This window comes from Bradyrhizobium sp. SZCCHNRI3043, from assembly GCF_032377735.1.
In the GTDB taxonomy this organism is placed as follows: Bacteria; Pseudomonadota; Alphaproteobacteria; order Rhizobiales; family Xanthobacteraceae; genus Bradyrhizobium.
This window is the reverse complement of record NZ_JAUHID010000004.1, coordinates 65,865-89,954: the sequence shown is the minus strand read 5'-3', so window position 1 is coordinate 89,954 and position 24,090 is coordinate 65,865. Positions and strand designations below refer to the sequence as shown.

The window sequence follows — 24,090 nt, the reverse complement described above, 5'->3', positions numbered from 1 at the left end:
CGATGGTCTCGCGACGACGCTACGCCTTCATCGCCGCCTTGACCGCTGCGGCGGTGATCGGCAGCGAGCGCAGCCGCGCGCCGCAGGCGTTGTAGATGGCGTTGCCGAGCGCCGGCGCGACCACGGTCACCGCGGGCTCGCCGACGCCGGTCGCCTTCTCCCCATTGGCGATCACGGCGATCGCGACCTCCGGCACCTGGCTCATCCTCAGCGGCGTGTAGCTGTCGAAGTTGGTCTGCTCGATGCCGCCGTCCTTCAAGGTCGCCTTCTCGTACATCGCGAGCGACAAGCCCCACAGCGCCGCGCCCTCGACCTGGGCGCGGATGTTGTCGGGATGGACCTGCGTGCCGACGTCGGTCGCCACCGTGAGCTTCTTCACCGTGACCGCCCCCGAAGGGGCAACCGCGACATGGGCGACGCACGCCGTCCAGCTCGCGGTGGCGCGCTCCTGCGACGACACGCAGGACACGCCCATGCCTTCGCCCGGCGGCAGCTTCTTGGCGCCGTAGCCGGACAGGCCCATCGCCGCCAGCAGCGTGTTGCGCAGCCGCTGCGCGCCGCCGTCGTTCTTGCCCTTGCCGTCGAGCAGCGCGATGCGGAACTGCGCCGGGTCCTGCCCCGAGGCCACCGCGATCTCGTCGATCATGCTCTCGACCGCCCAGAACGTCCAACCCGGCGCCACCGAGCGCAATTGCCCGGACGGCGTCGCATTGTGGGCGAGCTCGTTCTTGATCGCGCGCACATGGTGGTTGGGCACCGTGTAGAAGAAGTCGGCACCGTTGACCGTGAAGGAGTCGAGCGGCCCCTTCTTGTCGACCGAGGGCGACAGGAAGTCGGGGATGCCCCAGCGCGCCGTCGGCCACGCCGAGACGACGTCATGGCTCAGGGCGATGAGCTTGCCATTGCTGTCGAGGCCCGCCTTGACCTTCTGGTAGGTGAGCGGCCGCGAGTAGTCCATCGTCATGTCGTTCTCGCGGGAGTAGATCACCTTGACCGGCTTGCCGACCGCCTTGGCCGCCTGCACCGCCGGTACCATCATGTCGGCATCGAGCCTGCGGCCGAAGCCGCCGCCGAGCCAGGCCTGGTGCATCACGACGTATTTCGGATCGATCCCGGCCGCAGCCGCCGCGATCGCGCCGGAGCGGGTCGCGAACTGATTGCCGGTGTAGATGTGCAGGATGTCGCCCTTGAACTCGGCGGTCGCGTTCATCGGCTCCAGCGGCGCATGGATGTTGATGCTGGTGGTGTACTCCGCCTCCAGCACCTTGGCCGCGCCCGACAAAGCCGCCGTGGCATCGCCGTCCTTGACGAAGAACTGCCCGGCGTCGTCCTGCGCCTGCAGCCGCATCGCCTCGGTGATGATGGTGTCGGTGCTGACATTGGCATACGGGCCCTTGTCGTAGCTGATCTTGAGCGCGTCCGCCGCCTTTCTGGCGTTGGCATAGGTATTGGCGACCGCGACCACCCAGCCCGAGGTCGAGCCGGTCTTGTCGTCGAGCGTCACTGCCTTGATGAAGCCCGGCACCTTCTTGGCCTCGGAGTCGTCGACCGCCGTGACCGTCGCGCCGAAGCGCACCGGCGGCGTGACGACCTTGCCGTAGACCATGCCCGGCAGCATCGTATCGATGCCATATTTCGCCGTGCCGTTGGTCTTGGAGGGGATGTCGAGCTGTGGCACCGAGACGCCGATCATCGTGTACTGATCGGGCGTCTTGAGCGTCAGCGCCTTCAACTCGTCGGCTGAGAAGCTCTTGGTGATCTTGCCGCTCTTGACGATCTCGGCATAGGTCATCTGCTTCTTCGATTTCGGATGCATGACAACGCTGTCGCGCACCACGAGCTCCTTTGCCGGCACGCCCATCGCGGTCGCGGCCGCCTCGGTGAGCGCGATGCGGCCGGCGGCGCCGGCGCGGCTCATGGCGTCGAAGTTCATCATCGTGCTCCAGCTGCCGCCGGTGATCTGGGCGCCGAGCACGGGATCGTTGTACTTCGGATCGTTGGAGGCGAGTTGGACCCGCATGTCCTTCCAGGCGGCGCCGAGCTCCTCGCAGACGATCTGCGCCATGGTCGACGCAATGTGCTGGCCCATGTCGGCCTTGCCGCAGGTCACGGTCACGATGCCATCCGGCGCAATCGCGTACCACACGCTGGGCTCGAAGTTCGCAGGTGCCGCTGCTGCGAGCGCGTGACCAGGCAGCCCGGCATAGCCGAGCACGAGGCCGGTGGCGGCGGTGCCGACCAGGAAGGAGCGGCGGCTGAGATCGGTGGCCATCGTCGGCGATGCTTTCACATGCTGGTTCATGTCGCCCTCCGGTCGCTCGTGTTGGACGCGGTGCGCATCTCGGACGCGGCGCGCTGGATCGCCTTCTGAATCCGCGAATAGGTCATGCAGCGGCAGAGATTGCCGTCCATATGCGCGACGATCTCCTCCTTGGTCGGGCTCGTGGTCTTGGCGAGCAGCGAGGCCGCCTGCATGATCTGGCCGGACTGGCAGTAGCCGCATTGCGGCACCTGCTCGGCGATCCACGCCTTCTGCAACGGATGATCGCCCTTCTGCGACAGCCCCTCGATGGTGGTGATCTTCTTGTTCGCGACGTCGCCGACCATGGTCTGGCACGAGCGCACCGCCTCGCCGTTGACATGCACGGTGCAGGCGCCGCACAGCCCGGCGCCGCAGCCGAACTTGGTGCCGGTCATCTGCAACTGCTCGCGGATGACCCATAGCAGCGGCGTGTCATGCGCCGCGTCGACGGACATGGTCCGCCCGTTGATGGTGAGATTGGGCATTTGGTTTCTTCCCCGCCCGGCGTGCGACTTCGCTTAGGGCGAAGTTCGGTTTTATCGATTCGCTGGGACCCACCGGATAGATGCCAGCCATCATAAGAATGATCGCGTTGCCACGACGACGCAACGGGATTTGACCGCCGGCTTGCGAATTGAATTGGCATTTTACGTTGTGCAGCGCGAACGATGCTGGGCTGATGGCGCCGGGCACGCTAGGAAGAGGTGCAGCCAACGCCGACAGCGAAAGGAGATTTCAGCCCATGAGACCATCCGCACGTATGACGCTGTGCCTGGCTGCGGCCATGCTGCCGAGCCTGTCGGCCGTTCCCCCTGCCGCGGCAGGGCAGACGCTGGGCGTCGCCGACGCGCCTTTCACAGCGACGTCATCCAACGTCACGCCGCTTGCCTTCGGCATGGATGTCGGTGAGACATCGCGCGTGCTGGAGCAGCCGTTGATCTATCTGAACGGCACGCCCGGCAACGAGACCTTTCTGGCACTGCGCAATCTCGGCGGCAGCGGACTGGTCTCGCACCATCACCGCCTCTACCTGAAGTTCCGCAGGGGACGGCTGACCGGCTGGAAAGAGGACTACGGCACCAATTGGATGTGGCGCTGACACGCGCCTGACGACCGCAAAGAGGACAGAACGTGGGACAAGACATCAAGCTGACGGCATCTGATGGCTTCCAGCTCGGCGCCTACCGCGCCGATCCGACCGGAACTGCAAAGGGCGCGCTGGTCGTCATCCAGGAGATCTTCGGTGTCAACCATCACATCCGCAACGTCTGCGACCGCCTCGCCGCCGAGGGTTACGTTGCGATCGCGCCGGCGATCTTCGACCGCGTCGAGCCCGGCTTCACCTCAGGCTATTCGCCCGACGAGATCGCGGTCGCGCGCAAGTTCGTCGCCAATCCGGATTGGGCGGCCTTTTTGCGCGACACCCAGGCCGCAATCGACGTCGTGAAGAATGTCGGGCCGGTCGGCATCATCGGCTTCTGCCTCGGCGGCAGCATCGCCTATGCGGCTGCGACCAAGCTGTCGGGCCTCCGCGCCGCCGTCGGCTATTATGGCGGCGCTGTCGCGCGGTTCGCCGACGACAAGCCGACGGTGCCGACCCAGCTACATTTCGGCGAGAAGGACGCGGGCATTCCCTTGAGCGACGTCGAAACCATCAAGGCCAAGCGGCCGGACGTCGAGATCTTCATCTACCCCGGCGCCCAGCACGGCTTCGGCTGCGACGAGCGTGCCAGCTATGACCAGCCGAGCGCTGACCTCGCCTGGACGCGCAGCCTGGCGTTCTTTGCCCAGCATCTGCGCTGATCACCGCACCACCGTCATTGCGAGGAGCGAAGCGACGAAGCAATCCAGAGCGTCGCGTGCGACTCTGGATTGCTTCGCCTCGCTCGCAACGACGAAAGAAGAGGGGGGCGCATCGTTCTGCGCCGCGCGTCATCGCGAGCGTGCAGCGATTCCTATGGAGGTCAGAACCAGCGCTCGCCGACCTGGATGGTGTCGCCCGGCTTGAGCGAGGTGCCGAGCGGCACCTCATAGCGCGCGGCGCCGGATGCATCGGTGTGGGTCAGGGTGACGACGTCGCGCCGCGCCCGAGGCGAGAAGCCGCCGGCGATCGCGATCGCGCTCTCCACCGTCATGTTGGGCACGTAGGGGTATTGGCCGGGCGCCTGCACCTCGCCGAGGATGAAGAACGGGCGATAGGCTTCGATCTCGACCGCCACCGAGGGCTCGCGGATGTAGCCGTTGCGCAGCTTGGCGGTGATCTCGGCGGCGAGGCCGGCGGTGGTGCGGCCGCGCGCCGGCACGCTGCCGATCAGCGGCATCGTGATCGATCCGGACGCATCGATCGCATAGGTGTTGGTCAGGCCCTCCTGGCCGTAGACGACGACGCGCAGCTTGTCGCCGGCATCGAGATGATAGGCGGAGTCGCGGCGCGCCGGCGCATAGCCGGCGGGAACGACATGGGCGTCTGCGCGGGTGGCGGCAGCGAACGAGTTGCGCAACGTAGGAATCGCTCCACCCTGCCCGGTGGCGGCAACCGGGCCGGTGGAAGGCGTTCCATAGGCCATCGCGTCGAGATCGCTCTGCGGCTGGACGGCAGCGACGGGGGAGATCGTCTGCATGCAGCCCGACAACAGGATCGCGGACAGGACGGTAATGACCGGAACAAACAACGCGCGCACTCGAACAATCCTTGAATGAGGATGTGCGCTAGTCATGCGCGGTTAAGGTTAACAAACCGTTGGCGCGTGTGGTCCCCCCGTCGCAAACGGGCCGCGGTGAAAGCGGCCCGGAAAAAAATCCCCCTCCCACGGCGTGGGAGAGGGATCCGATGGTCACGGTGATCGGGCGCGCTCGGCCGGACCTATGCGCTCACGCCGACACCGATCGGGCACGCGACGCCAGTGCCGCCGAGGCCGCAATATCCGGCCGGATTCTTGGCCAGGTACTGCTGGTGATAATCCTCGGCGAAATAGAACGGCCCCGCCGGGACGATCTCGGTCGTAATCGCTCCGAGCCCCTTGGCGCGCAGCGCCGACTCGTAGGCCGCCTTCGACGCCTCGGCCGCGTCGCGCTGCGCATCGCTGAACGTGTAGATCGCCGAGCGATATTGCGTGCCGACGTCGTTGCCCTGACGCATGCCCTGGGTCGGGTCGTGGCTCTCCCAGAACGTCTTCAAGAGGCGCTCGTAGGACATGATCTTGGGATCGAACACCACCAGCACGACCTCCGTATGCGCCGTCTGCCCCGAGCACACCTCCTCGTAGGTCGGGTTCGGCGTATGGCCTCCGGCATAGCCGACGGCGGTGACGTGGATGCCGTCACCGAGCTGCCAGAACTTGCGCTCCGCGCCCCAGAAGCAGCCGAGCCCGAACACGGCCTGCTCGAGGCCGTCCGGATAGGGCGGCAACAGGCGGCGACCGTTGACGAAATGCGTCGCGGCGGTCGGGATCGGCAGGGCGCGGCCGGGCAGCGCCTCGGCGGCAGACGGCATGGCAGGGGCTTTGCGCATGAAGAACATGGGATGTCTCCGCTCATGGCCAGCGCCCGCGGGACGGCCCACGGCGCGATGACCTCTTGTCAGGGGAATATATAGGGCTCTACGGGACGAGCAGTAGCGCCGTTACGCCGCGCCAGCGGTTCCCGCGTCGCGCTCCGAGCGGAATCCAGTACTGCTGCCGGCGCGGCGAGACGAACCGCCGCGCTCAGTCGCGCCCATAGCCGATCAGCGGCTTGCGCGGCCGGAACAGCAGCATCAGCAGGATTCCGAGCAGGCCAAGCACCGCAAACACCGGCTGGTCCAAAAACACCTTGACGATCCACTCCCACAAGAACGGGGCCTTGGCCTCGATCCAGGCCTTGAAGGCGGCTTGGCTCGCCTGGTGGACGTCGTTCCAGAGCTGGCCGAACCGGGTGAACTGCAGGGTCTGGTCGGCCACCCAGCGCGCGCCGTCATAGACCAGGAAGATGAAGCTTCCGGCCAGCAGCAACAGCCCCACCAGACGGAAAAAACCGCGGATCATGCCTCACCTGCCCTCTCTCGCACGCCCTCTCGGGCAGCAAGGCCATAGCGGGGGCCCCGCAGAAATTCAACCTCGTCAGGGGCTTAGAACCGGGTTTTGGCCGATTCCAGCCGCGGCGGGGCGCTCCGAGACCGTTGACGCTCGCCAGGCCTGCCCCTATAAGGTCGCCAATGGCGGTGGGCGCAATCCCGCCGCCGCTATTCTTTGAGCAGCGCCGATCCGCCGAGCAACTGCTCCGGTCATGGCATTCTCAGAGAGGCGTCCGAACAACCCACCGCGTCGATGGGGCCGCGTCAAGCGGGCCGCGCGCGTACCCGCAAGAGCGGCGACTGCTCGCCGCCGAAGGATATTTGAGAGCATGGCCAACACGACTTCCGCGAAGAAAGCGACGCGCAAGATTGCCCGCCGCACCATCATCAACAAGTCGCGCCGCACCCAGATGCGCGGCGCGGTTCGCTCCGTCGAGGACGCGATCAAGAAGGGCGATCGCGACGCCGCGCTGAAGGCGATGGCCAATGCCGAGCCGCAGCTGATGCGCGCCGCACAGCGCAACATCATTCACAAGAACAACGCGAGCCGCAAAGTGTCGCGCCTCACGCATCAGATCGCCAAGCTCGCGAAGTGACGCGATCGCGCGGCTGACGAACTATCAAGATGCAAACAGCCCGGCTCGCGCCGGGCTTTTCTTTTGTGCCATCTTCAATTGCGCGTTCCGCTGTCGCGCATCCCTCCATCGCTCGCCGCGCCTTCTCCATTTGATGGTCACATCTTGATGGTGATATCGCATCGCGAATACGATCTTCGCGCGTGGTGGAACCCGCGCGATGTCGTGCGCGCCTGACACAGGTTCCGTCGGAACTACGTGAAGTTCCGTATTTTTACGCAGTGACAATATTGTCTCATCTGAAACAGCTGCGAATCTGCGCGCCGCGCTTGCGCATCGCTGTCAAGAGCGCGCGATGCGCCGCTCACTTTGCGCACCGCGCATCGCGGGAGTTACCCGCTTCGAGCAATCGCGAAAAACATCGTTTCGAAAATGACTTAAGTGCATAGCGCGACCAAGTGATTGGAAAAGCGGGTGAGGCCGGTCGAAACATAAAAAAATTATGAAGAAATTTTGGGCAGACGATGTTGTTTGTCACATCCGAGATTCCTCGCGATGATTCAAAACGTTGCTTTCTTAACGCGCAACACCGCGTCGCAACCGCCGCGAAGACTCGTAACGCGTGCTCCGATCTTATGGATTGCGAGTCCCGACGCATCGTGTATTTCTTTAATCACTCGCGGCGCCCACGATCTTGAGACCAGCGCGGTTTTAGAAACGGGGCGGACGTGCAAATCGGCGGCGGTGTGCGCGTTGGCGACGCTTTCCAAAGCGATGGCCGGATCTGTACCCATAGCAATATGGGGAGCGACTGAACTTTGTCGAAATTTCTCGGGCGCAGCATCATCGTTGCGCCGCTTTGAACAAGAGAAATACGACATCGGTCGACCCGGCTGAAGCTCGTGGCGGCTTCGCTCACCGAGTGGACAAGTTGGACGGGATGTACGGCGGTGCGGCTGAATCTTGGGGTTCAGGCGCGGCGGCATTGGGATGACAACTTGCCGTGAGCAATCACGGCAGGGCGGGGAGGTTGCATGTTTTACGGACACATTGCGGGCACACACCATAGGCTGGTTCCGGATAACGCACCCTTGGCGGTCAACACTGAAGTGATCGACATCTCCAGCCCGGCCATTGCCAGCACGGCAATCGGCCCTCCCGCGTCCATCGCGCATCTGAGTATGCGCTGACCTCGCGGAGAAGCTTCTTCCACCAGCATTGATGGCCCGACGGCGTCCGCGCCGAACGGCGAGCCATGTCTGGAGTTGAGCCTCCGCTCGAGGTCTCGCTGCGGCACACGTGTCCTTTCACGGGACGTCTGCCCGGCGATCACACGACACCACCACTCAATTCGAAAAGTTGCGACTGCCATGACAAATTCGGAACAGGATCGCTGGTCTCGCGTGAAGGGGCGGCTGCGCTCGACCGTCGGCGAGGACGTCTATACGAGCTGGTTTGCCCGCATGGACCTCGAGGCCGTTCAGAACGAAAGCGTCCATCTGTCGGTGCCGACGCGTTTCCTGAAGAGCTGGATCCAGGCGCATTATGCCGAGCGCGTGCTGTCGTGCTGGCAGGCCGAGATGCCGGAGGTGCACCGCATCGATCTGTCCGTTCGCACCGCAATGCGCTGCGCGACGCCGGTCAAGGAAGCCCCCGTCGCCGTCGAAGCCCGCCGGGCCGAGCGCAACGACAACCGGCCGGCGACGAGCGCCGACACGCGAACTGCGTCGGCTGCGGCTTCGCTCGCCACGAGCCATGACGCGCTCGGCGGCTCGCCGCTCGATCCGCGGCTGACGTTCGCCAGCTTCGTCGTCGGCCGCGCCAACACGCTGGCCCATGCCGCAGCGCGCCAGGTCGCCGACGGCCGCCGCGGCGATCCCGTGATGTTCAACCCGCTCTACATTCATGCCGGCGTCGGGCTGGGCAAGACGCATCTGCTGCAGGCCGTCACCTGGGCCGGCAATGCCGGCGGCGAGCGCAAGGTGCTGTACCTCACCGCCGAGAAATTCATGTACGGCTTCGTCGCGGCGCTGAAATCGCAGACCGCGCTGGCCTTCAAGGAAGCGCTGCGCGGCATCGACGTGCTCGTGATCGACGACCTGCAGTTCCTGCAGGGCAAATCGACCCAGGCCGAGTTCTGCCATACGCTGAACGCGCTGATCGATGCGGGACGACAGGTCGTCATCGCAGCCGATCGGCCGCCGTCAGACCTCGAAAGCCTCGATGATCGCGTCCGCTCGCGGCTTGCCGGCGGCCTCGTCGTGGAGATGGGCTCGCTCGGCGAGGATCTGCGCCTCGGCATTCTCAAGTCGCGCGTCGCCGCGGCCCGCGCGCATCATGCGAGCTTCGACGTGCCGGAGCCGGTGCTCGACTATCTCGCCCGCTCCATCACCCATAACGGCCGCGATCTCGAAGGCGCGATCAACCGCCTGCTGGCGCATTCCAAGCTCAACAACCAGCCGGTCACGCTCGACATGGCCGAGCGCGAGGTGCGCGACCTGGTGCGGCCGCAGGAACCGAAGCGCATCAAGATCGAGGACATCCAGCGCGTCGTGGCGCGGCAATACAACGTCAGCCGCTCCGACCTGTTGTCGTCGCGCCGCACCGCCAACGTGGTGCGTCCGCGCCAGGTCGCGATGTACCTCGCCAAGACGCTGACCCTGCGCTCGCTGCCCGAGATCGGCCGCCGCTTCGGTGGACGCGATCACACCACCGTGCTGCATGCGGTGCGCAAGATCGAAGCGCTGGTCGGCAAGGACATCGCGCTGAACGACGAGGTTGAGTCGCTCAAGCGCCAGTTGCAGGACTAGACGGCACGCACGGCCAGGGGAGCGGACAGAAGGTTCGCCCCCAGCCGGGCCGTTGTCCCGGCCCGTCGACGCTGTCCTCGGACGTCATGCTCGGACGTCGTTCTCGGACCCGGCCTGCGGATCGCGGAAGCACCTGCCGAAACGTGGGAAATCGGCCCGCCATCCCTTGCGCTCGGGCCTCATCCGCGCCACTTTACGCCTCCCCCTCACGCTCCTGGACGCTGGCCAAGCGCCGTTCGGGCGCGAGGTGCCATCGGCCGCGGCGCTGCTCAGCCCGCCGGCATTCCAGGACAAGCTCAGTTGGAACGGGCGGGTATAGTGCAATGAAGGTGACCGTCGAACGCGCACAGCTCCTGAAGTCGCTGGGCCACGTCCATCGTGTGGTCGAGCGGCGCAACACCATCCCGATCCTGGGTAACGTGCTGGTCCGCGCCGAGAATGCCCGGCTGTCGCTGCGCGCGACCGATCTCGATCTCGAAGTGACGGAAACCCTGGCCGCCGAGACCGCCACCGCGGGCTCAACCACCGTTCCGGCGCACATGTTCTACGACATCGTCCGCAAGCTGCCGGACGGCTCGCAGATCGTGCTGGAGAGCGACGGCGAGCGCGCAGTGCTCGCGATCCGCGCCGGCCGCTCCAAGTTCACCTTGCAGACCCTGCCGGAGAGCGACTTCCCGGATCTCGCCGCGGGCGAAATGACGCATGCGTTCGGGGTTCCCGCCAAGGACGTCAAGAGCCTGATCGACCGCACGCAGTTCGCGATCTCCACCGAGGAGACGCGCTATTACCTGAACGGCATCTATCTGCACGCCGGCGGCACCGCCAAGCAGCCGACCCTGCGCGCGGTTGCAACCGACGGCCACCGCCTCGCCCAGGTCGACCTGCCCCAGCCTGCCGGCGCCGCCGAGATGCCGGGCGTGATCGTGCCGCGCAAGACCGTCGGCGAAGTGCAGCGGCTGATCGAGGACAATGACAGCGAGATCAGGATCGAGCTGTCGCAAGGCAAGATCCGCTTCACGCTGGGACAGGTGGTGCTGACCTCGAAGCTGATCGACGGCACCTTCCCGGACTATGGCCGGGTCATTCCGCAGAACAACGACAAGGAGCTGGTCGTCGACAAGGCCGATTTCGCCGCCGCCGTCGACCGCGTCTCCACCATTTCCTCCGAGCGCGGCCGCGCCGTGAAGCTCGCCCTCTCCCCCGGCAAGCTGGTGCTCTCCGTCACCAACCCGGATTCCGGCAGCGCGACCGAAGAGCTCGAGGTCGAGTACGCCTCGGACGCGCTCGATATCGGCTTCAACTCGCGCTATCTGCTCGACATCGCCGCGCAGATCGAGGGCGAGGTCGCCGTGCTCCGGCTCGCCGATCCAGGCTCGCCGACATTGATCCAGGACCGCGACAACCGCAACGCGCTGTATGTGCTGATGCCGATGCGGGTGTGACAAGTGATCCGCTGCGAGCTCTTAAGTTAACTCGTCATGGCCGGGCTTGACCCGGCCATCCATCTCGACAAATGGCCTACTGGGTGTACATCCTCGCCAGCAAGCCCGGCGGCACGCTGTATGTCGGCGTGACCAACGATCTTGTTCGTCGCGTCTATGAGCATCGCGAAGGACTCGCCGAGAGCTTCACCAGACGCTACGGCATCAAGCGCCTGGTGTATTTCGAAGCGCATGAGACGATCGCCGCAGCATTGCAGCGTGAGAAGAACATCAAGCACTGGTCACGCGAATGGAAGGTCGACTTGATCGTCGCAAACAATCCGGACTGGCGCGATCTCTATCATGAAATCGTCCGCTGACGCGGACGATGGATTGCCGGGTCAAGCCCGGCAATGACAGAACTGGGCCTGCAACTCCACCCCATGACCCCCTCCCGCATCAACCGCCTCGCGCTGACGCATTTCCGCAGCTATCGCGCTGCCAGCGTCAGCGTGCAGGCGGACATGGTCGCGCTGGTCGGGGCCAACGGCGCCGGCAAGACCAATTGCCTGGAGGCGATCTCGTTCTTCGCGCCGGGCCGCGGCCTGCGCCGTGCCACCCTGGAGGACGTCGCCGACAACCAGGGCGACGGGTCGTGGGCGGTCTCGGCGGAGGTCGAGGGCGCGCTGGGGCTGACGACCTTCGGCACCGGCATCGAGCCGCCGCGCAGCGATGCGAACACCACGCGCCGCTGCCGCATCGACCGCGAGCCGGTCGGCTCGGCGGCCGCCTTCGGCGATCACATCCGCATGGTGTGGCTGACGCCTTCGATGGACGGCCTGTTCATGGGCGCGGCATCGGAGCGGCGACGCTTCTTCGACCGCCTGGTGCTCGCGATCGATAGCGCGCATTCGAGCCGGGTGTCGGCGCTGGAGCGCTCGTTGCGCTCGCGCAACCGGCTGCTCGAGGTGCGCAATTTCGACGACCATTGGTGTGACGCCATCGAGCGCGAGACTGCGGAGCTCGCGGTCGCCGTCGCTGCCAGCCGCGGCCAGACCGCGGTGAAGCTCGCTGCGATGCTGCGTCAGCGCGGTGCTGCCTCCGCGTTCCCGTCCGCCGAGATTGCGCTCGACGGCTGGATGGAGAATGCGCTGCTGACCGAACCCGCGCTCGCGGTGGAGGACCGCTATCGCGCTGTCCTGCGCGACAATCGCGCGCGCGATGCCGCCGCCGGCCGCACGCTCGACGGCCCGCATCTGACCGATCTCCATGTCGTCTATGCGCCGAAGAACATGCCGGCGCGCGACGCGTCGACCGGCGAGCAGAAGGCGCTGCTGATCGGCCTCATCCTTGCGCATGCGACGCTGGTGGCCGAGACCACCGGCATCGTGCCGATGCTGCTGCTCGACGAGATCGTCGCCCATCTCGATCCCGGCCGCCGCACCGCTTTGTTCGCCGAGCTGGGCACGCTCGGTGCCCAGGTATGGCTGACCGGCGCCGATCCCGCGGCGTTTGCCGAACTACGCGAGCTCGGCGAGATCTTCGACGTCGAGGCGGGGCGGATCAGCGCGCGGCGGTAACTCGCTCCGCCGCTGAACCTGTCAGTTCGCCGGTTCAAGGAGCTGTCGTTGGACGGCAGGCACCTGCCGGCGCCCAAGCGCTCGGCGACGAGCCCCACATCCCTGCCGAGAGCCAGAGCGATGCCCGTGCTCGGCAAGGTCGGCGACTGAAGATCGCCCGGCGGCCCGCCGTGAGCGACACGCTGGAGCTCGCCGCCGGCGTGCCTCGGGCCTGATGGTTGGCCCGGGTGGCACCGCCCTGCCGCTCCCGCTCTACTGAGGAGGCGCCTGCCGCGTCACGCGTGACTCGTGCCTTGAATCGCACGCGAAAGCGCCCCGCTGCACGCCTCAAAACCAGCCGCGAGAAGGGCCAGAATCCGGCTTTCGGAGGGGACGAAAACGACCCTCGCCAGGCCTTGAAAAACCGTTAAAAAGCGCTATCTCTTCAATGTCTTACGACGGGCCACTTTGCGCTAGGCGCGTGGCTTCTTTCGTGAGAGAAAGAGCGCTCTCGGCATGCGATCTGCAATGCCGATTCGACCACCCCTTCCGAAGGCCCCACATGACCGAACCCGCCCGGCAAACCATCGCCGACAACGAGCCTGCAACCGCGAACGAGTACGGCGCAGAATCGATCCGGGTGTTGAAGGGCCTGGATGCCGTGCGCAAGCGCCCGGGCATGTATATCGGCGACACCGATGACGGCTCCGGCCTGCATCACATGGTCTACGAGGTCGTCGACAACGCGATCGACGAGGCGCTGGCCGGTCACGCCACTGCGGTCGAGGTGGTGCTCAATCCGGACAATTCGGTCACCGTGCGCGACGACGGCCGCGGCATTCCGGTCGACATCCACAAGGGCGAAGGCGTGTCCGCCGCCGAGGTCATCATGACCCAGCTGCATGCCGGCGGAAAGTTCGACCAGAACTCCTACAAGGTGTCCGGCGGTCTGCACGGCGTCGGCGTCTCCGTGGTCAACGCGCTGTCGAGCAAGCTGCAGCTGCGGGTCTGGCGCGACAACAAGGAGCATCTCATCGAGTTCGCCCATGGCGACGCGATTGCGCCGCTGAAGGTGGTCGGCGAGGCCAAGGGCAAGCGCGGCACCGAGGTGACGTTCCTCGCCTCGACGGAGACGTTCAAGAACGTCGAATACGACTACGCCACGCTCGAGCATCGCCTGCGCGAGCTCGCCTTCCTGAATTCCGGCGTCAACATCGTGCTCTCCGACATGCGCCACGCGGTCGAGAAGCGCGAAGAGATGCGCTACGACGGCGGCGTGGAGGAGTTCGTCAAATATCTCGACCGCAACAAGAAGGCGATCGTCCCGGCACCGATCATGGTGCGCTCGGAGGTCAACGGCATCACCGTGGAAGCGGCGCTGTGGTGGAACGACAGCTATCATGAGAACGTGCTGTGCTTCACCAACAACATTCCGCAGCGTGACGGCGGCACGCATCTCGCCGGTTTCCGCGGCGCGCTGACGCGCCAGGTCAACGGCTACGCCGAGGCCAATGCGAAGAAGGAAAAGATCGCGCTGACCGGCGACGACTGTCGCGAGGGTCTCACCGCCGTTCTTTCCGTGAAGGTGCCGGATCCGAAATTCTCGTCGCAGACCAAGGACAAGCTGGTGTCCTCGGAGGTGCGGCCCGTGGTCGAGAACGTGTTGAACGAGGCGCTCGCCGCCTGGTTCGAGGAGCATCCGGGCGAGGCCAAGACCATCGTCGGCAAGGTGATCCAGGCCGCGGCGGCACGCGAGGCCGCGCGCAAGGCGCGCGAGCTGACCCGCAAGAGCCCGCTCAGCGTCTCCTCGCTGCCCGGCAAGCTCGCCGACTGCCAGGAGAAGGATCCGGCCAAGTCGGAGCTGTTCATCGTCGAGGGCGACTCGGCCGGCGGCAGCGCCAAGCAGGGCCGCAACCGCGAGTTCCAGGCGGTGCTGCCGCTGCGCGGCAAGATCCTCAATGTCGAGCGCGTGCGCCCGGACAAGATGCTGTCGAGCGAGCAGATCGGCACCCTGATCACCGCGCTCGGCACCGGAATCAGCGACGAGTTCTCGATCGATAAGCTGCGCTATCACAAGATCATCGTGATGACGGACGCCGACGTCGACGGCGCCCACATCCGCACGCTGCTGCTGACCTTCTTCTACCGCCAGATGCGCGAGATCATCGATCGCGGCCACCTCTACATCGCCCAGCCGCCGCTCTACAAAGTGACGCGCGGCAAGTCCGAGCAGTACCTGAAGGACGAGCGCGCGCTCGAGGACTATTTGATCGGCACCGGCCTTGACGATTGCGTGTTCAAGACGGCGGAAGGCGAGGAGCGCAAGGGCCGCGACCTCCTGGCGCTGGTCGAGGAAGCGCGTCTCGTCCGCAACATCCTGCGCAACCTGCACACGCGCTACGACCGCAAGGTCGTCGAGCAGGCCGCGATCGCCGGCGTGCTGCGCCCCGACATCACCCGCGACATCCCGACGGCGGACGCCGCGGCCGCCTACATCGCAAAACGGCTCGACGTGCTGGCCGACGAGGTCGAGCGCGGCTGGATCGGCCACTTCGTCGAGGGCCAGGGCTTCACCTTCGAGCGCACAGTGCGGGGCGTCAAGGACATCGCAGTCATCGACGACGCATTGCTCGCGTCCGTCGATGCCCGCAAGCTGGACGAATATGCGGCCCGCCTGCAGGAGGCCTATGCGAAGCCCGGCGCCTTGCGCCGTGGCGACGTCCAGACCGTGATCCATGGCCCGGTCGATTTGTTCGAGGCGGTCACCGATGCCGGCCGCAAGGGCATCAACATGCAGCGTTACAAAGGCCTCGGCGAGATGAACCCGCAACAGCTCTGGGAGACCACGCTCGACACCGACGCGCGCACCCTGCTGCAGGTGAAGGTCAAGGAGGTCGACGAGGCCGACGACATCTTCACCAAGCTGATGGGCGACGTGGTCGAGCCGCGCCGCGAGTTCATCCAGGACAACTCGCTTTCGGCGAACGTGGACGTGTAGTCGCGACGTCCAGCCCGAGGATACCGCGCACTGGCGCGATAGACGACCAGGCGTACCCTGAGTCTGCGGAGCAGTGGCCTGCCCGTCCCTTCCGTGTTAATTCCGTTGAAGATCGATGTTCCGCTTTCGCCGGTCCCCGGGCGAATCACCATCTCAGAACGGACTTTTCGCGCATGGCGCCCATTCAATACATCGTCGAGGGGGGTCACCGGCTCAAGGGCGCGATCGAGCCGTCCGGCAACAAGAACGCCGCCCTGCCTATCATCGCCGCCGCGTTGCTGACCGAGCATCCGGTCACGCTCGACAACGTGCCGCGCATCCGCGACACCGAGACGCTGGTCGAGCTGGTGCGCTCGGTCGGCGCCTCCGCCGAATGGCGCGGCCGGAACAGGCTCACGATCCATGCCAAGGAGATCCGCGCCGCGGACCTCGATCCGGACCTCTGTGCGCGCATCCGCGCCTCGATCCTGCTGGCAGGGCCCCTGCTCGCCCGCTGCGGCGAAGTGGCGCTGCCGCCGCCAGGCGGCGACGTCATCGGCCGGCGCCGCCTCGACACCCATTTCCTCGCCTTCGAGCAGCTCGGCGCCACCGTCACCGCGACCGACAAGATCGAGCTGCGCGCCGCCGGCCTGAAGGGCGCCGACGTCTTCCTCGACGAGCCCAGTGTCACCGCGACCGAGAACGCGCTGGTGGCCGCGGTGGCCGCCCACGGCACGACTTACTTGCGCAACGCCGCCTCCGAGCCGCACGTGCAGGACCTTGCGCATTTCCTGGTGGCGCTCGGGGCCAACATCGAGGGCATCGGCACCAACACGATGGTGATTCATGGCGCCAGCACGCTCGGCCAGGCGAGCTACTCGATCCAGCCCGATCACATCGAGGTCGGCTCGCTGATCGGCCTTGCCGCCGTGACGCGCTCTCCCTTACGCATCGTGCGCGCCGGCACCGAGCATCTGCGCTCGATCCGCATGGGTTTCGAGCGGCTCGGCATCGTCTGCGAGGTTGCCGGCGACGATCTCATCGTGCCCTCGGAGCAGACGCTGCGGATCAAGGACGATTTCGGCGGCCACGTGCCGAAGCTGGAGGACCAGCCCTGGCCGGCCTTTCCCGCCGACCTGATGTCGATCGCACTCGTCACCGCCACGCAATGCGAGGGCGTGATCCTGATGTTCGAGAAGATGTTCGAGTCGCGGATGTTCTTCGTCGACAAGCTGATCTCGATGGGCGCGCGCATCGTGCTGTGCGACCCGCACCGCGCCATCGTCGCCGGCCCGAGCCGCCTGCGCGGCGCCCGCGTCGTCTCCCCCGACATCCGCGCCGGCATGGCCATGCTGCTGGCCGCGCTGTGCGCCGAGGGTACCTCGTATATCGACAATGCCGACCAGATCGAGCGCGGCTACGAGCGCATCGACGAGCGACTGAACGCGCTCGGCGCCAAGATCACGCGCGTGCCGGAACGCGGGCGGTAGCGCCATTCACGCAGCATTTCTCCGACGTCGTTGCGAGCGAGGCGCGAAGCGAAGCAATGACGAATGACCGGCCGTAGCGCTATGCCATTCGCGCGCTGGCTTCGCGAACATGAGCGTGCGATGATGCTCCGCATCGCGCACAGCGCGGGCACAACCGTGACATGTGAGGCTCACTGCACATGGCCATCAGCGAGATCACTCCCAACATCGACCGTACCAGATGGCTCGCGGGCGCGGAGTTCGCCGATGCCTTTCGCATCACGATTGACGAGCCGGACATCGATGCCCGCACGGCGGCCGAGCGCATGCTCGGCCACGCGCCCTGGTGGATGGCGGCGCTCCTGAAGCTCCGCAACCTGCTGGTCAGGCCCTTCGGTCTGAAGACCTCGGGCGCGGACCCAGACAACCCACGTCCTCTGATCGGGATGTTTCCGGTCGTCGACGAAACGCCGGCACGGCTCGTGCTCGGCTTCGACGACAAGCATCTGGACTTTCGCGTCCTGGTCGACGTCTCCTCTCATCGCGCAACGTCGCAGGTGACAGCGACCACTTTGGTGCAGACCCACAACGTTCTCGGCCGCGTCTATCTCACCGTCATCAAGCCGTTTCACCGCCTCGTCGTGAAAGCGATGCTCCGGCAGGTCGCAACGGCCGCCTGATTCCGCGCAAGCGTTTCACTCACTTCCCGCCGCCATTGCGAGGGCACAGCGAAGCAATCCGGAGCTCCGCGGAGGCAATCTGACTGGCCTCGCTGCGCTCGCAATGACGGTGAACACATCGAACTGCGGAGCTATCAGCCAAGCCGCGATTTCACTATTCACGCCTTTCCGAATTTTACGCTTGCTTTTATTCCGAAAGTCAGAAATACTGCGGCCATCCCGTCCTCATGAGAGGGGCGCTTCGCGATCGTCACGGACGTTGAGGGTGGGATGCGATGGATGCGGCGGCTCACAGCGCGCACTTGAGGTTTCCTCGAGGCTGGCGCGTGGACGAAGGAGCGGCCGTGTACGGCGAAATCGTATGGTCCTGGCCTCCCGATGCTGAGGTCAAGCCGGCGGGCGATCCGCAAGGTGACGGGGGCAAACAAGCTCGGTCCCCGGGGAGAGTACGTATAAGCCGTTCCAACCATGGCGCAGGGAAGGCCGGATGTGCGGCCCACCTGTGGTGACTGCCGCCTGCTACTTCTTTTGCAGGCGGGCCATGGGTGTGGTCAAGCACCCGGCCTTCCCTGCCCCTCTTCCTGTTCGAGGGGAGCAAATCGAGCATCACCCGGGCATGCCGTGCCGCGGGAACGTATGTGGCCGTCCGATCCGATCTGGTTCGGCACGAGAGCAGTCCGCGATGGCCGACGTCGCGAACCCAAGCTCTAACGATGATGTTGCCGCGTCGCTCGCATCTCGTACCGCCCATGACGACGACGGCGTGATATGCACGACACTGCGGGGACTGCTATAGCCTCGATCATGACCTCCACAGCCGGAACCGACCACGCGCCGCCGCCGGCGGCGCCGACACGTTCTCTCGCGCTCGAACTCTGGGAGACGGTCCGCCTCGCCGCGCCGATGGCGCTGACGCAACTGTCGCAGATTGCGATGATGTCGACCGACCTCGCCTTCATCGGCCGTCTCGGCGGCGATGCCGTTGCAGCGGCCGCGTTAGCGGGCACCGTCTACTTCGTCGGCTCCACCTTCGGCATGGGTCTGATGTCCGCGGTGTCGCCGCTCGCCGCGCAGGCGTTCGGCGCGGCCGATGCCGGGCTGGTCCGGCGCGCGCTGCGCGTCGGGCTGTGGGCCGGGCTGTTCATCGCGTTGCCGATCATGCTGATCGCGCTGAACGGCGAGGTCATCCTGCTCGCACTCGGACAGGCGCCGGTCGTGGCGCATCTCGCGCAGGACTATCTCGCCGGTCTCGCCTGGGGCATTGCGCCGATGCTGTGGTTCCTGGCGCTGCGCAGCTTCATGGGCGCCGTCAACCGCCCCGAGCCCGTGCTTTGGATCACCTTGGCCGCGATCCCGCTCAACGCGCTGCTGGTCTATCCGCTGCTCTACGGCCACTGGGGTTTTCCGCAGCTCGGCCTGACCGGCGTCGGCCTCGCCACCTCGACCGTCAACCTGGGAACGTTTCTTGCCGGTCTGTGGTTCGCCGCGTTGCGCCCGCCGTTCCGCGACTATCATGTCCTGGCCCGGCTCGGGCGCATCGACTGGCGGCTGATGCGGCAGCTCCTGATCATCGGCGCGCCGATCTCGCTGTCGTTCCTGCTCGAATATGGCTTGTTCTCGGCGGCGGCGATCCTGATGGGACTGATCAGCACGGCCGCTCTCGCCGCGCATCAGATTGCACTGCAGATCACGGCGATCCTGTTCATGGTGCCGTTCGGCATCAGCATGGCCGCGACCGTGCGCGTCGGCCATGCGGCCGGCCGCAACGATGCGCACGGTGTGCGCCGCGCCGGCCTGATGGCGATGCTGCTCGGCCTCGTCCTTGCCATGCTGTTCACGCTCGGCATCATCCTTGCGCGGTTCGAGATCGTGCAGCTGTTTCTTGGCGCCGGCCTCGCCGATGCCGCGGCGACTGCGGCACTCGCCGCCACGCTGCTCCTGGTCGGCACGACCTTCTTCATCACCGATGCGCTGCAAACCATCGCGGTCGGCGCGCTGCGCGGCATCAAGGACACGCGCGTGCCGCTGCTGCTCGCCGTGCTCGGCTATTGGCTGATCGGCTTTCCCGCATCCTACGTGCTTGGCCTGCACACCAAGCTCGGCGCGATCGGAATCTGGATCGGGCTGTCGATCGGCACCGCCATCTATGCGGCCCTGCTGGTGCTGCGCTTCCTGCGGTTGTCGCGATGAGGAGATCAGGCCCCCGCTGTATCCGGCGTCTCGTCGCGCTCCGGTCGATGCGGCTTCCCGGTCGACGCGCCCGCCCATTCGGCAACGACGCGCTCGAGGTCGATCAGGTTCTGACGCATCTGCTCCAGCGAGAAGCCGAGTGCGAAGAAGCGCTCGGCGGCGTCACCCGGCAGGCCCCGCGTGAGACCGTCGCTGCGGACGGCGGCGACCTCTTCCGCATAGGCCTTCACCGCGACGTGGATCGGCCAGATCGGCGGCGGACCGGAGCCGTTGCGGATGGCCGCGGCACAGCCGCGCAGATAGCTCGCGATGGCATCGCTGACGCGCGACACCGGTCCCGACAAGCGCGCCTGCAGCTCGGATGGCAGCGGCACCACGCTGGCACGGCCGATCATCACGACGTCGTGGCGCAGGCGCAGGATCGTCCGCAGCAGCGGGCCGGTATCGGCGCCGGAGGAGAGCCGCGCCGAGCGCTCCCGCTCGGCCTCCGCTCCGGTCGCATTCAATTCGGTGAGCGCGGTACCAATGCCGTCCTGGATCCGATGCAGCGCGTCGTTGTCGCGGCCGCGCGACAGGCCGGCCAGCAGCTCGGTGAAGGCGGCTGCGATCAGTTCGAGCAGACGCCCCGCCGCGGCACGCATCTGCACATGCGCGCGCGACGGCAACACGATGAACGATACGGCGAGGCCGGTCAGCGCGCCGACCGCGACCTCGAACACGCGGTCGATCGCCGAGCCGAGCGGATCGAGATGGCCCATCGTCGGCACCAGCAGCACGATGACCGCCGTCACGGTGGCGGCGTTGAGGCTGGGATTGATCGCGGCGACGAAAGCGAGCGGCGTCACCGCCAGGATCAGCATGCCGAGCAGTTGCAGCTCGCCCGAATGCGGGATGAAGACCGTGATGGCGCCGCCATAGATGGCACCGCCGATGGTACCGAACATGTAGTCGCGCGTTGCCTTCAGCGAGCGCCCCACGCTGCCTTGCGTCACGATCAACGACGTCAGCACCGCCCACAGCGGCAGCTTCAATTGAAAAGCCGTGGCGATGGCGAAGGCAAGCGTCGCCGCCACCGTGCCGCGAACCGCCAGCGACATCGGCGCCTTGCGGGCGCGCAACCGGCCAAACAGCCGCTTCAAGGACATCATCAGTCGCTCACCTCGAACAGCACCAGCGCGATCCCGGCATGGCAGCTCCCCACCCGGCCGAACCGGCTTGAAAGGCGGAATCGGCTTGCCTACGGTCATTGCAACGATGCGAGGAAACACGATGGCCCAGGAAACCGCAACGCTCGCCGCCTATGTCGCGGAGCTGAAATATGACGATATCCCGCCCGAGGTGCTCGACCGCGCCAAGGTGCTGACGCTCGACTTCCTCGGCAGCGCCATCCGGGCCCGGCGCGAGGCGGAATCGACGCCGTCCATCGTCAAGATGCTGGCGGCGCTGAAGCTCGATGCGGCGGGCGAGGCGACCGTATTCGGCGACGACAGAACCTGGACGCCGGCGGTGGCGGCGCTGCTCAACGGAACGATGGGCCATTCGCTCGATTTCGACGATACCCACGCCGATTCCTCGCTGCATCCGAGCGCGCCGGTGGTGCCGGCCGCGTTCGCCGTCGGCGAGCTGGTCGGCGCGTCCGGCCGCGAGGTGCTGACCGCCATCGTCGCCGGCTACGAGGTGTGCTGCCGGCTCGGCAACGCGCTCGATCCGACCTCGCATTATGCCCGCGGCTTCCACCCGACGGCGACCGCCGGCACCTATGGCGCGGCCGCCGCGGCCGGCAAGCTGTTCGGCCTGTCGGAGCAGCAGTTGATCTACGCCTTCGGCGTGTCCGGCAGCCAGGCCGCGGGCTCGCTGCAGTTTCTCGTCAACGGCGCCTGGAACAAGCGCTATCAGGTCGGCGCGTCGGCAATGAACGGCGTGATCGCGGCGACGCTCGCCAAGAACGACTTCGTCGGCGCGATCGAATCCGTCGAGGGCAAGCACGGTCTTCTGGTCGGCTACACCGACGCGCCGCATCACGACAAGGCCGTCGCCGGGCTCGGCTCCACCTATGAGACGATGAAGATCGGCGTGAAGCCGTATCCGAGCTGCCGCTATACCCATGCAGCGATCGACGCCATCATCGCCTTGCGCCGCGAGCACAATCTGACGCCGGACCAGGTCAAGCGCGTCGAGGTCGGCCTGCATCGCAACGGCATCACCCTGACCGGTGACGCCGCGACCAAGCGGCATCCGACCTCGATCGTCGGCGGCCAGTTCTCGATGTTCTTCACCGGCGCGCTGGCGCTCGACCAGGGCCGCTTCGGCTGGGACGACTACGTCAGGCTGGGTGACATCGCGATCAATGCGCTCGCCGACAAGTTCGACGTGGTGCAGGACGACAGGCTGGAGGTCGGCCGCAGCCATCCGTTCGGCGCGCGCGTCACCATCACCACGGAAGACGGCGTGCACGAGCGGCTGCACGACGATCCCTCGGGCGAGCCGACCTCGTTCCCCTCGGCGCAGGCGATGAGCGACAAGTTTCTGACGCTCGCCCGGCCGGTGCTGAGCAACCGCGCGCAGAGCTTCGCCGATGCGATCCTGTCGCTGGAGCGGTTCGAACGTGTCGCGCAGGCCACCGCGCTGGGGAGAGCGTAGCGCATGCGTCATTCCCCATGGGTCGCCGCGATCACGTCGCTCACGAGCTGCGCCACGCCGTCGGCCTCCGGCGGCCAGTTCACGGTGCGCCCGAAACGCGCAATGACGAGACGCTCCGACGGGACGACGATGACATATTGGCCGAGCGTGCCCTTGGCGAAGAACGCGTCGCGCGGCCAGCCATGGGAGCTGCGGTAGTTGGCGCCAAAGCTGTCGCCGCTGTTGGTCCAGAAGCCGGCGCCGATGCCGACGAAGGCGTTCGGTGTGGGCGTGCCGACATAGTCGACCCAGCCCGCAGGCAGAACACGGCGGCCGGCAACGACGCCGTCGTCGAGATAGAGCTGGCCGAGCCGCGCCCAGTCGCGCGCCGACGCCAGCATCTGGCTCGATCCGTCCGGCGTGCCGGCGGCGTCGAACTCGATCGTGACGCTGGTCATGCCGAGCGGATCGAACAGCTCGCGATACGCAAAGCGCAGCACGTCCGCGGCGCTGCCGCCGGCGGCATCGCGGATGAGATGGGAAAGGATGATGGTGTTGCCATCGTGATAGTTCCAGGCCGCGCCCGGCGTAGTTTCGAGCTGGATGGACTCGGCATAGGCGGCGCGATCGGGCTCGACGAACTTCATGCGGTTGACCGGCTCGAGCGCCGACACCAACGAGGCCTGCAGCGAGCTGCCGAGCGCGAGCCCGGCGGTGTGGCGCAGGAGGTGATCGACGGTGATGGCATGGCGCGGATCGCTCTCGTTCTGCCACGCCGCGACCGGCGCGGGCGCACGCAGCGCGAGCTTGCCCTGGCGGACGAGAATGCCGATCAAGGTCGCGGTCATCGACTTGGTTGCGGAGAAGCCGAGCAGCGGCGTGTCGACCGCAAAGCCCGGCGCGTAGCGTTCGGCGATGACCTTGCCGTCCTTCATCACCACGACGGCATGGGTGCGCCGGAACGGCGGCACCTCCGGCTCGGCAAAGGCGCGATCGAGCGCCGCAGTCAGCGCCGGTGTCACTGGCGCCACGCCGTGCGGCGGAGCGGTGCCGGGCAGCAAGGCCGGCTGGGACGGCCGGATGGCCGGCCAGTCCGGGCTCTCGCCATGATCCATATGGCAGCCGAGCCCGTCGCGAAACACTGCACGGCTGCGGCCGAGCCCGAGCAGCGTCACGGTGACGTCCTTGGCGGCGCGATCGACGCGGACGTCCATCGCCCGCCTCAGCAGGCCGGCGCCGGGCATCGCGGCCCGTGTCTCGGAGAGCGTGCGGTCCGGGTCGAGACCGGAGACGAAGGTCTCCGAGCACAGCACGCTGGCGATGAAGCCTGTCGCGATTTTCGGCACGTCGCGGGCTCGGGCGCTGCCGACAGCCAGGGCGGCCAGCGCGGTGGTGGCGACGAGAGCGAGCAGCAGGCGGCGAGTCATGAGGAGCTCC

The 24,090-nt window shown here is 66.4% G+C and carries 19 protein-coding genes; 12 read left to right on the top strand and 7 right to left on the bottom strand.

Going from position 1 to position 24,090, the window contains the following annotated elements; all coding sequences use genetic code 11:
* Positions 1-19: 19 nt before the first annotated feature.
* A complete protein-coding gene (locus QX124_RS11470; RefSeq protein ID WP_315797208.1) occupies positions 20-2,302 on the bottom strand; it encodes a xanthine dehydrogenase family protein molybdopterin-binding subunit in 2,283 nt (760 codons plus the stop codon).
* A complete protein-coding gene (locus tag QX124_RS11465) occupies positions 2,299-2,787 on the bottom strand; it encodes a (2Fe-2S)-binding protein (RefSeq protein ID WP_315735504.1) in 489 nt (162 codons plus the stop codon). Before QX124_RS11465 ends, QX124_RS11470 begins: the two co-directional genes overlap by 4 nt.
* A 299-nt stretch (positions 2,788-3,086) precedes the next feature.
* On the opposite strand from QX124_RS11465, the gene QX124_RS11460 reads away from it, so the two are divergent.
* Positions 3,087-3,401 (top strand): hypothetical protein, encoded by a 315-nt coding sequence (locus tag QX124_RS11460; protein ID WP_409997690.1) that lies wholly within the window; start codon positions 3,087-3,089, stop codon positions 3,399-3,401.
* 32 nt (positions 3,402-3,433) lie between these two features.
* Complete coding sequence (locus tag QX124_RS11455) at positions 3,434-4,105, top strand: dienelactone hydrolase family protein (protein ID WP_315735508.1); 672 nt, start codon at positions 3,434-3,436, stop codon at positions 4,103-4,105.
* Positions 4,106-4,266: 161 nt separating this feature from the next.
* Here the strand turns inward: QX124_RS11455 and QX124_RS11450 are convergent, their stop codons facing one another.
* From QX124_RS11450 to QX124_RS11440, 3 genes are all read right to left on the bottom strand, one after another.
* Positions 4,267-4,983 (bottom strand): polysaccharide biosynthesis/export family protein, encoded by a 717-nt coding sequence (locus QX124_RS11450; RefSeq protein ID WP_315797207.1) that lies wholly within the window; start codon positions 4,981-4,983, stop codon positions 4,267-4,269.
* A 182-nt stretch (positions 4,984-5,165) separates the two neighbouring features.
* Positions 5,166-5,822, bottom strand: coding sequence for a peptide-methionine (S)-S-oxide reductase MsrA (gene msrA / locus QX124_RS11445; protein ID WP_315797206.1), 657 nt, complete (start codon positions 5,820-5,822; stop codon positions 5,166-5,168).
* 184 nt (positions 5,823-6,006) lie between these two features.
* The gene (locus QX124_RS11440; protein WP_315715027.1) at positions 6,007-6,324 is read right to left on the bottom strand and encodes a hypothetical protein; all 318 of its coding nucleotides are present in this window, start codon (positions 6,322-6,324) and stop codon (positions 6,007-6,009) included.
* Between the two features lie 358 nt (positions 6,325-6,682).
* On the opposite strand from QX124_RS11440, the gene rpsT reads away from it, so the two are divergent.
* The 9 genes from rpsT to QX124_RS11395 all read left to right on the top strand — a co-directional run bounded on the left by rpsT (position 6,683) and on the right by QX124_RS11395 (position 20,034).
* Positions 6,683-6,949: a 30S ribosomal protein S20 gene (rpsT, locus tag QX124_RS11435; protein WP_315715026.1), complete on the top strand. Its 267-nt coding sequence runs from the start codon at positions 6,683-6,685 to the stop codon at positions 6,947-6,949.
* A 1,349-nt stretch (positions 6,950-8,298) separates the two neighbouring features.
* Positions 8,299-9,738: a chromosomal replication initiator protein DnaA gene (gene dnaA / locus QX124_RS11430; protein WP_315735520.1), complete on the top strand. Its 1,440-nt coding sequence runs from the start codon at positions 8,299-8,301 to the stop codon at positions 9,736-9,738.
* 323 nt (positions 9,739-10,061) lie between these two features.
* Positions 10,062-11,180 carry a DNA polymerase III subunit beta gene (dnaN, locus tag QX124_RS11425; RefSeq protein ID WP_315797205.1) on the top strand — a complete coding sequence of 373 codons (1,119 nt, stop codon included), beginning with the start codon at positions 10,062-10,064 and terminating at the stop codon, positions 11,178-11,180.
* Positions 11,181-11,251: 71 nt separating this feature from the next.
* The gene (locus tag QX124_RS11420; RefSeq protein ID WP_315797204.1) at positions 11,252-11,539 is read left to right on the top strand and encodes a GIY-YIG nuclease family protein; all 288 of its coding nucleotides are present in this window, start codon (positions 11,252-11,254) and stop codon (positions 11,537-11,539) included.
* A gap of 63 nt (positions 11,540-11,602) precedes the next feature.
* Positions 11,603-12,739: a DNA replication/repair protein RecF gene (recF, locus tag QX124_RS11415; RefSeq protein WP_315784361.1), complete on the top strand. Its 1,137-nt coding sequence runs from the start codon at positions 11,603-11,605 to the stop codon at positions 12,737-12,739.
* 541 nt (positions 12,740-13,280) lie between these two features.
* Complete coding sequence (gene gyrB, locus QX124_RS11410) at positions 13,281-15,716, top strand: DNA topoisomerase (ATP-hydrolyzing) subunit B (RefSeq protein WP_315797203.1); 2,436 nt, start codon at positions 13,281-13,283, stop codon at positions 15,714-15,716.
* 173 nt (positions 15,717-15,889) lie between these two features.
* On the top strand, positions 15,890-17,185 hold the full coding sequence (murA, locus tag QX124_RS11405; RefSeq protein WP_315797202.1) for a UDP-N-acetylglucosamine 1-carboxyvinyltransferase: 1,296 nt from the start codon (positions 15,890-15,892) through the stop codon (positions 17,183-17,185).
* Between the two features lie 179 nt (positions 17,186-17,364).
* Positions 17,365-17,844, top strand: coding sequence for a DUF2867 domain-containing protein (locus QX124_RS11400; RefSeq protein ID WP_315775790.1), 480 nt, complete (start codon positions 17,365-17,367; stop codon positions 17,842-17,844).
* An 804-nt stretch (positions 17,845-18,648) separates the two neighbouring features.
* The gene (locus QX124_RS11395; protein ID WP_315797201.1) at positions 18,649-20,034 is read left to right on the top strand and encodes an MATE family efflux transporter; all 1,386 of its coding nucleotides are present in this window, start codon (positions 18,649-18,651) and stop codon (positions 20,032-20,034) included.
* 5 nt (positions 20,035-20,039) lie between these two features.
* On the opposite strand, the gene QX124_RS11390 is transcribed toward QX124_RS11395, so the two are convergent.
* Complete coding sequence (locus QX124_RS11390; protein ID WP_315775792.1) at positions 20,040-21,182, bottom strand: FUSC family protein; 1,143 nt, start codon at positions 21,180-21,182, stop codon at positions 20,040-20,042.
* Between the two features lie 121 nt (positions 21,183-21,303).
* Between QX124_RS11390 and QX124_RS11385 the strand changes: the two genes are divergently transcribed.
* Positions 21,304-22,674, top strand: coding sequence for an MmgE/PrpD family protein (locus tag QX124_RS11385; protein ID WP_315797200.1), 1,371 nt, complete (start codon positions 21,304-21,306; stop codon positions 22,672-22,674).
* 8 nt (positions 22,675-22,682) lie between these two features.
* Here the strand turns inward: QX124_RS11385 and QX124_RS11380 are convergent, their stop codons facing one another.
* Positions 22,683-24,080 carry a serine hydrolase gene (locus QX124_RS11380; RefSeq protein ID WP_315797199.1) on the bottom strand — a complete coding sequence of 466 codons (1,398 nt, stop codon included), beginning with the start codon at positions 24,078-24,080 and terminating at the stop codon, positions 22,683-22,685.
* Positions 24,081-24,090 lie beyond the last annotated feature (10 nt).

What these genes read in the sequence shown, in the direction of transcription:
- rpsT (WP_315715026.1), top strand. Translation starts at nt 6,683, where the DNA reads ATGGCCAACACGACTTCCGCGAAGAAAGCGACGCGCAAGATTGCCCGC.
- QX124_RS11395 (WP_315797201.1), top strand. Translation starts at nt 18,649, where the DNA reads ATGACCTCCACAGCCGGAACCGACCACGCGCCGCCGCCGGCGGCGCCG.
- murA (WP_315797202.1), top strand. Translation starts at nt 15,890, where the DNA reads ATGGCGCCCATTCAATACATCGTCGAGGGGGGTCACCGGCTCAAGGGC.
- QX124_RS11390 (WP_315775792.1), bottom strand. Translation starts at nt 21,182, where the DNA reads ATGATGTCCTTGAAGCGGCTGTTTGGCCGGTTGCGCGCCCGCAAGGCG.
- dnaN (WP_315797205.1), top strand. Translation starts at nt 10,062, where the DNA reads ATGAAGGTGACCGTCGAACGCGCACAGCTCCTGAAGTCGCTGGGCCAC.
- QX124_RS11440 (WP_315715027.1), bottom strand. Translation starts at nt 6,324, where the DNA reads ATGATCCGCGGTTTTTTCCGTCTGGTGGGGCTGTTGCTGCTGGCCGGA.
- QX124_RS11385 (WP_315797200.1), top strand. Translation starts at nt 21,304, where the DNA reads ATGGCCCAGGAAACCGCAACGCTCGCCGCCTATGTCGCGGAGCTGAAA.
- QX124_RS11380 (WP_315797199.1), bottom strand. Translation starts at nt 24,080, where the DNA reads ATGACTCGCCGCCTGCTGCTCGCTCTCGTCGCCACCACCGCGCTGGCC.
- gyrB (WP_315797203.1), top strand. Translation starts at nt 13,281, where the DNA reads ATGACCGAACCCGCCCGGCAAACCATCGCCGACAACGAGCCTGCAACC.
- msrA (WP_315797206.1), bottom strand. Translation starts at nt 5,822, where the DNA reads ATGTTCTTCATGCGCAAAGCCCCTGCCATGCCGTCTGCCGCCGAGGCG.
- QX124_RS11400 (WP_315775790.1), top strand. Translation starts at nt 17,365, where the DNA reads ATGGCCATCAGCGAGATCACTCCCAACATCGACCGTACCAGATGGCTC.
- recF (WP_315784361.1), top strand. Translation starts at nt 11,603, where the DNA reads ATGACCCCCTCCCGCATCAACCGCCTCGCGCTGACGCATTTCCGCAGC.
- QX124_RS11460 (WP_409997690.1), top strand. Translation starts at nt 3,087, where the DNA reads ATGCTGCCGAGCCTGTCGGCCGTTCCCCCTGCCGCGGCAGGGCAGACG.
- QX124_RS11470 (WP_315797208.1), bottom strand. Translation starts at nt 2,302, where the DNA reads ATGAACCAGCATGTGAAAGCATCGCCGACGATGGCCACCGATCTCAGC.
- QX124_RS11465 (WP_315735504.1), bottom strand. Translation starts at nt 2,787, where the DNA reads ATGCCCAATCTCACCATCAACGGGCGGACCATGTCCGTCGACGCGGCG.
- QX124_RS11420 (WP_315797204.1), top strand. Translation starts at nt 11,252, where the DNA reads ATGGCCTACTGGGTGTACATCCTCGCCAGCAAGCCCGGCGGCACGCTG.
- dnaA (WP_315735520.1), top strand. Translation starts at nt 8,299, where the DNA reads ATGACAAATTCGGAACAGGATCGCTGGTCTCGCGTGAAGGGGCGGCTG.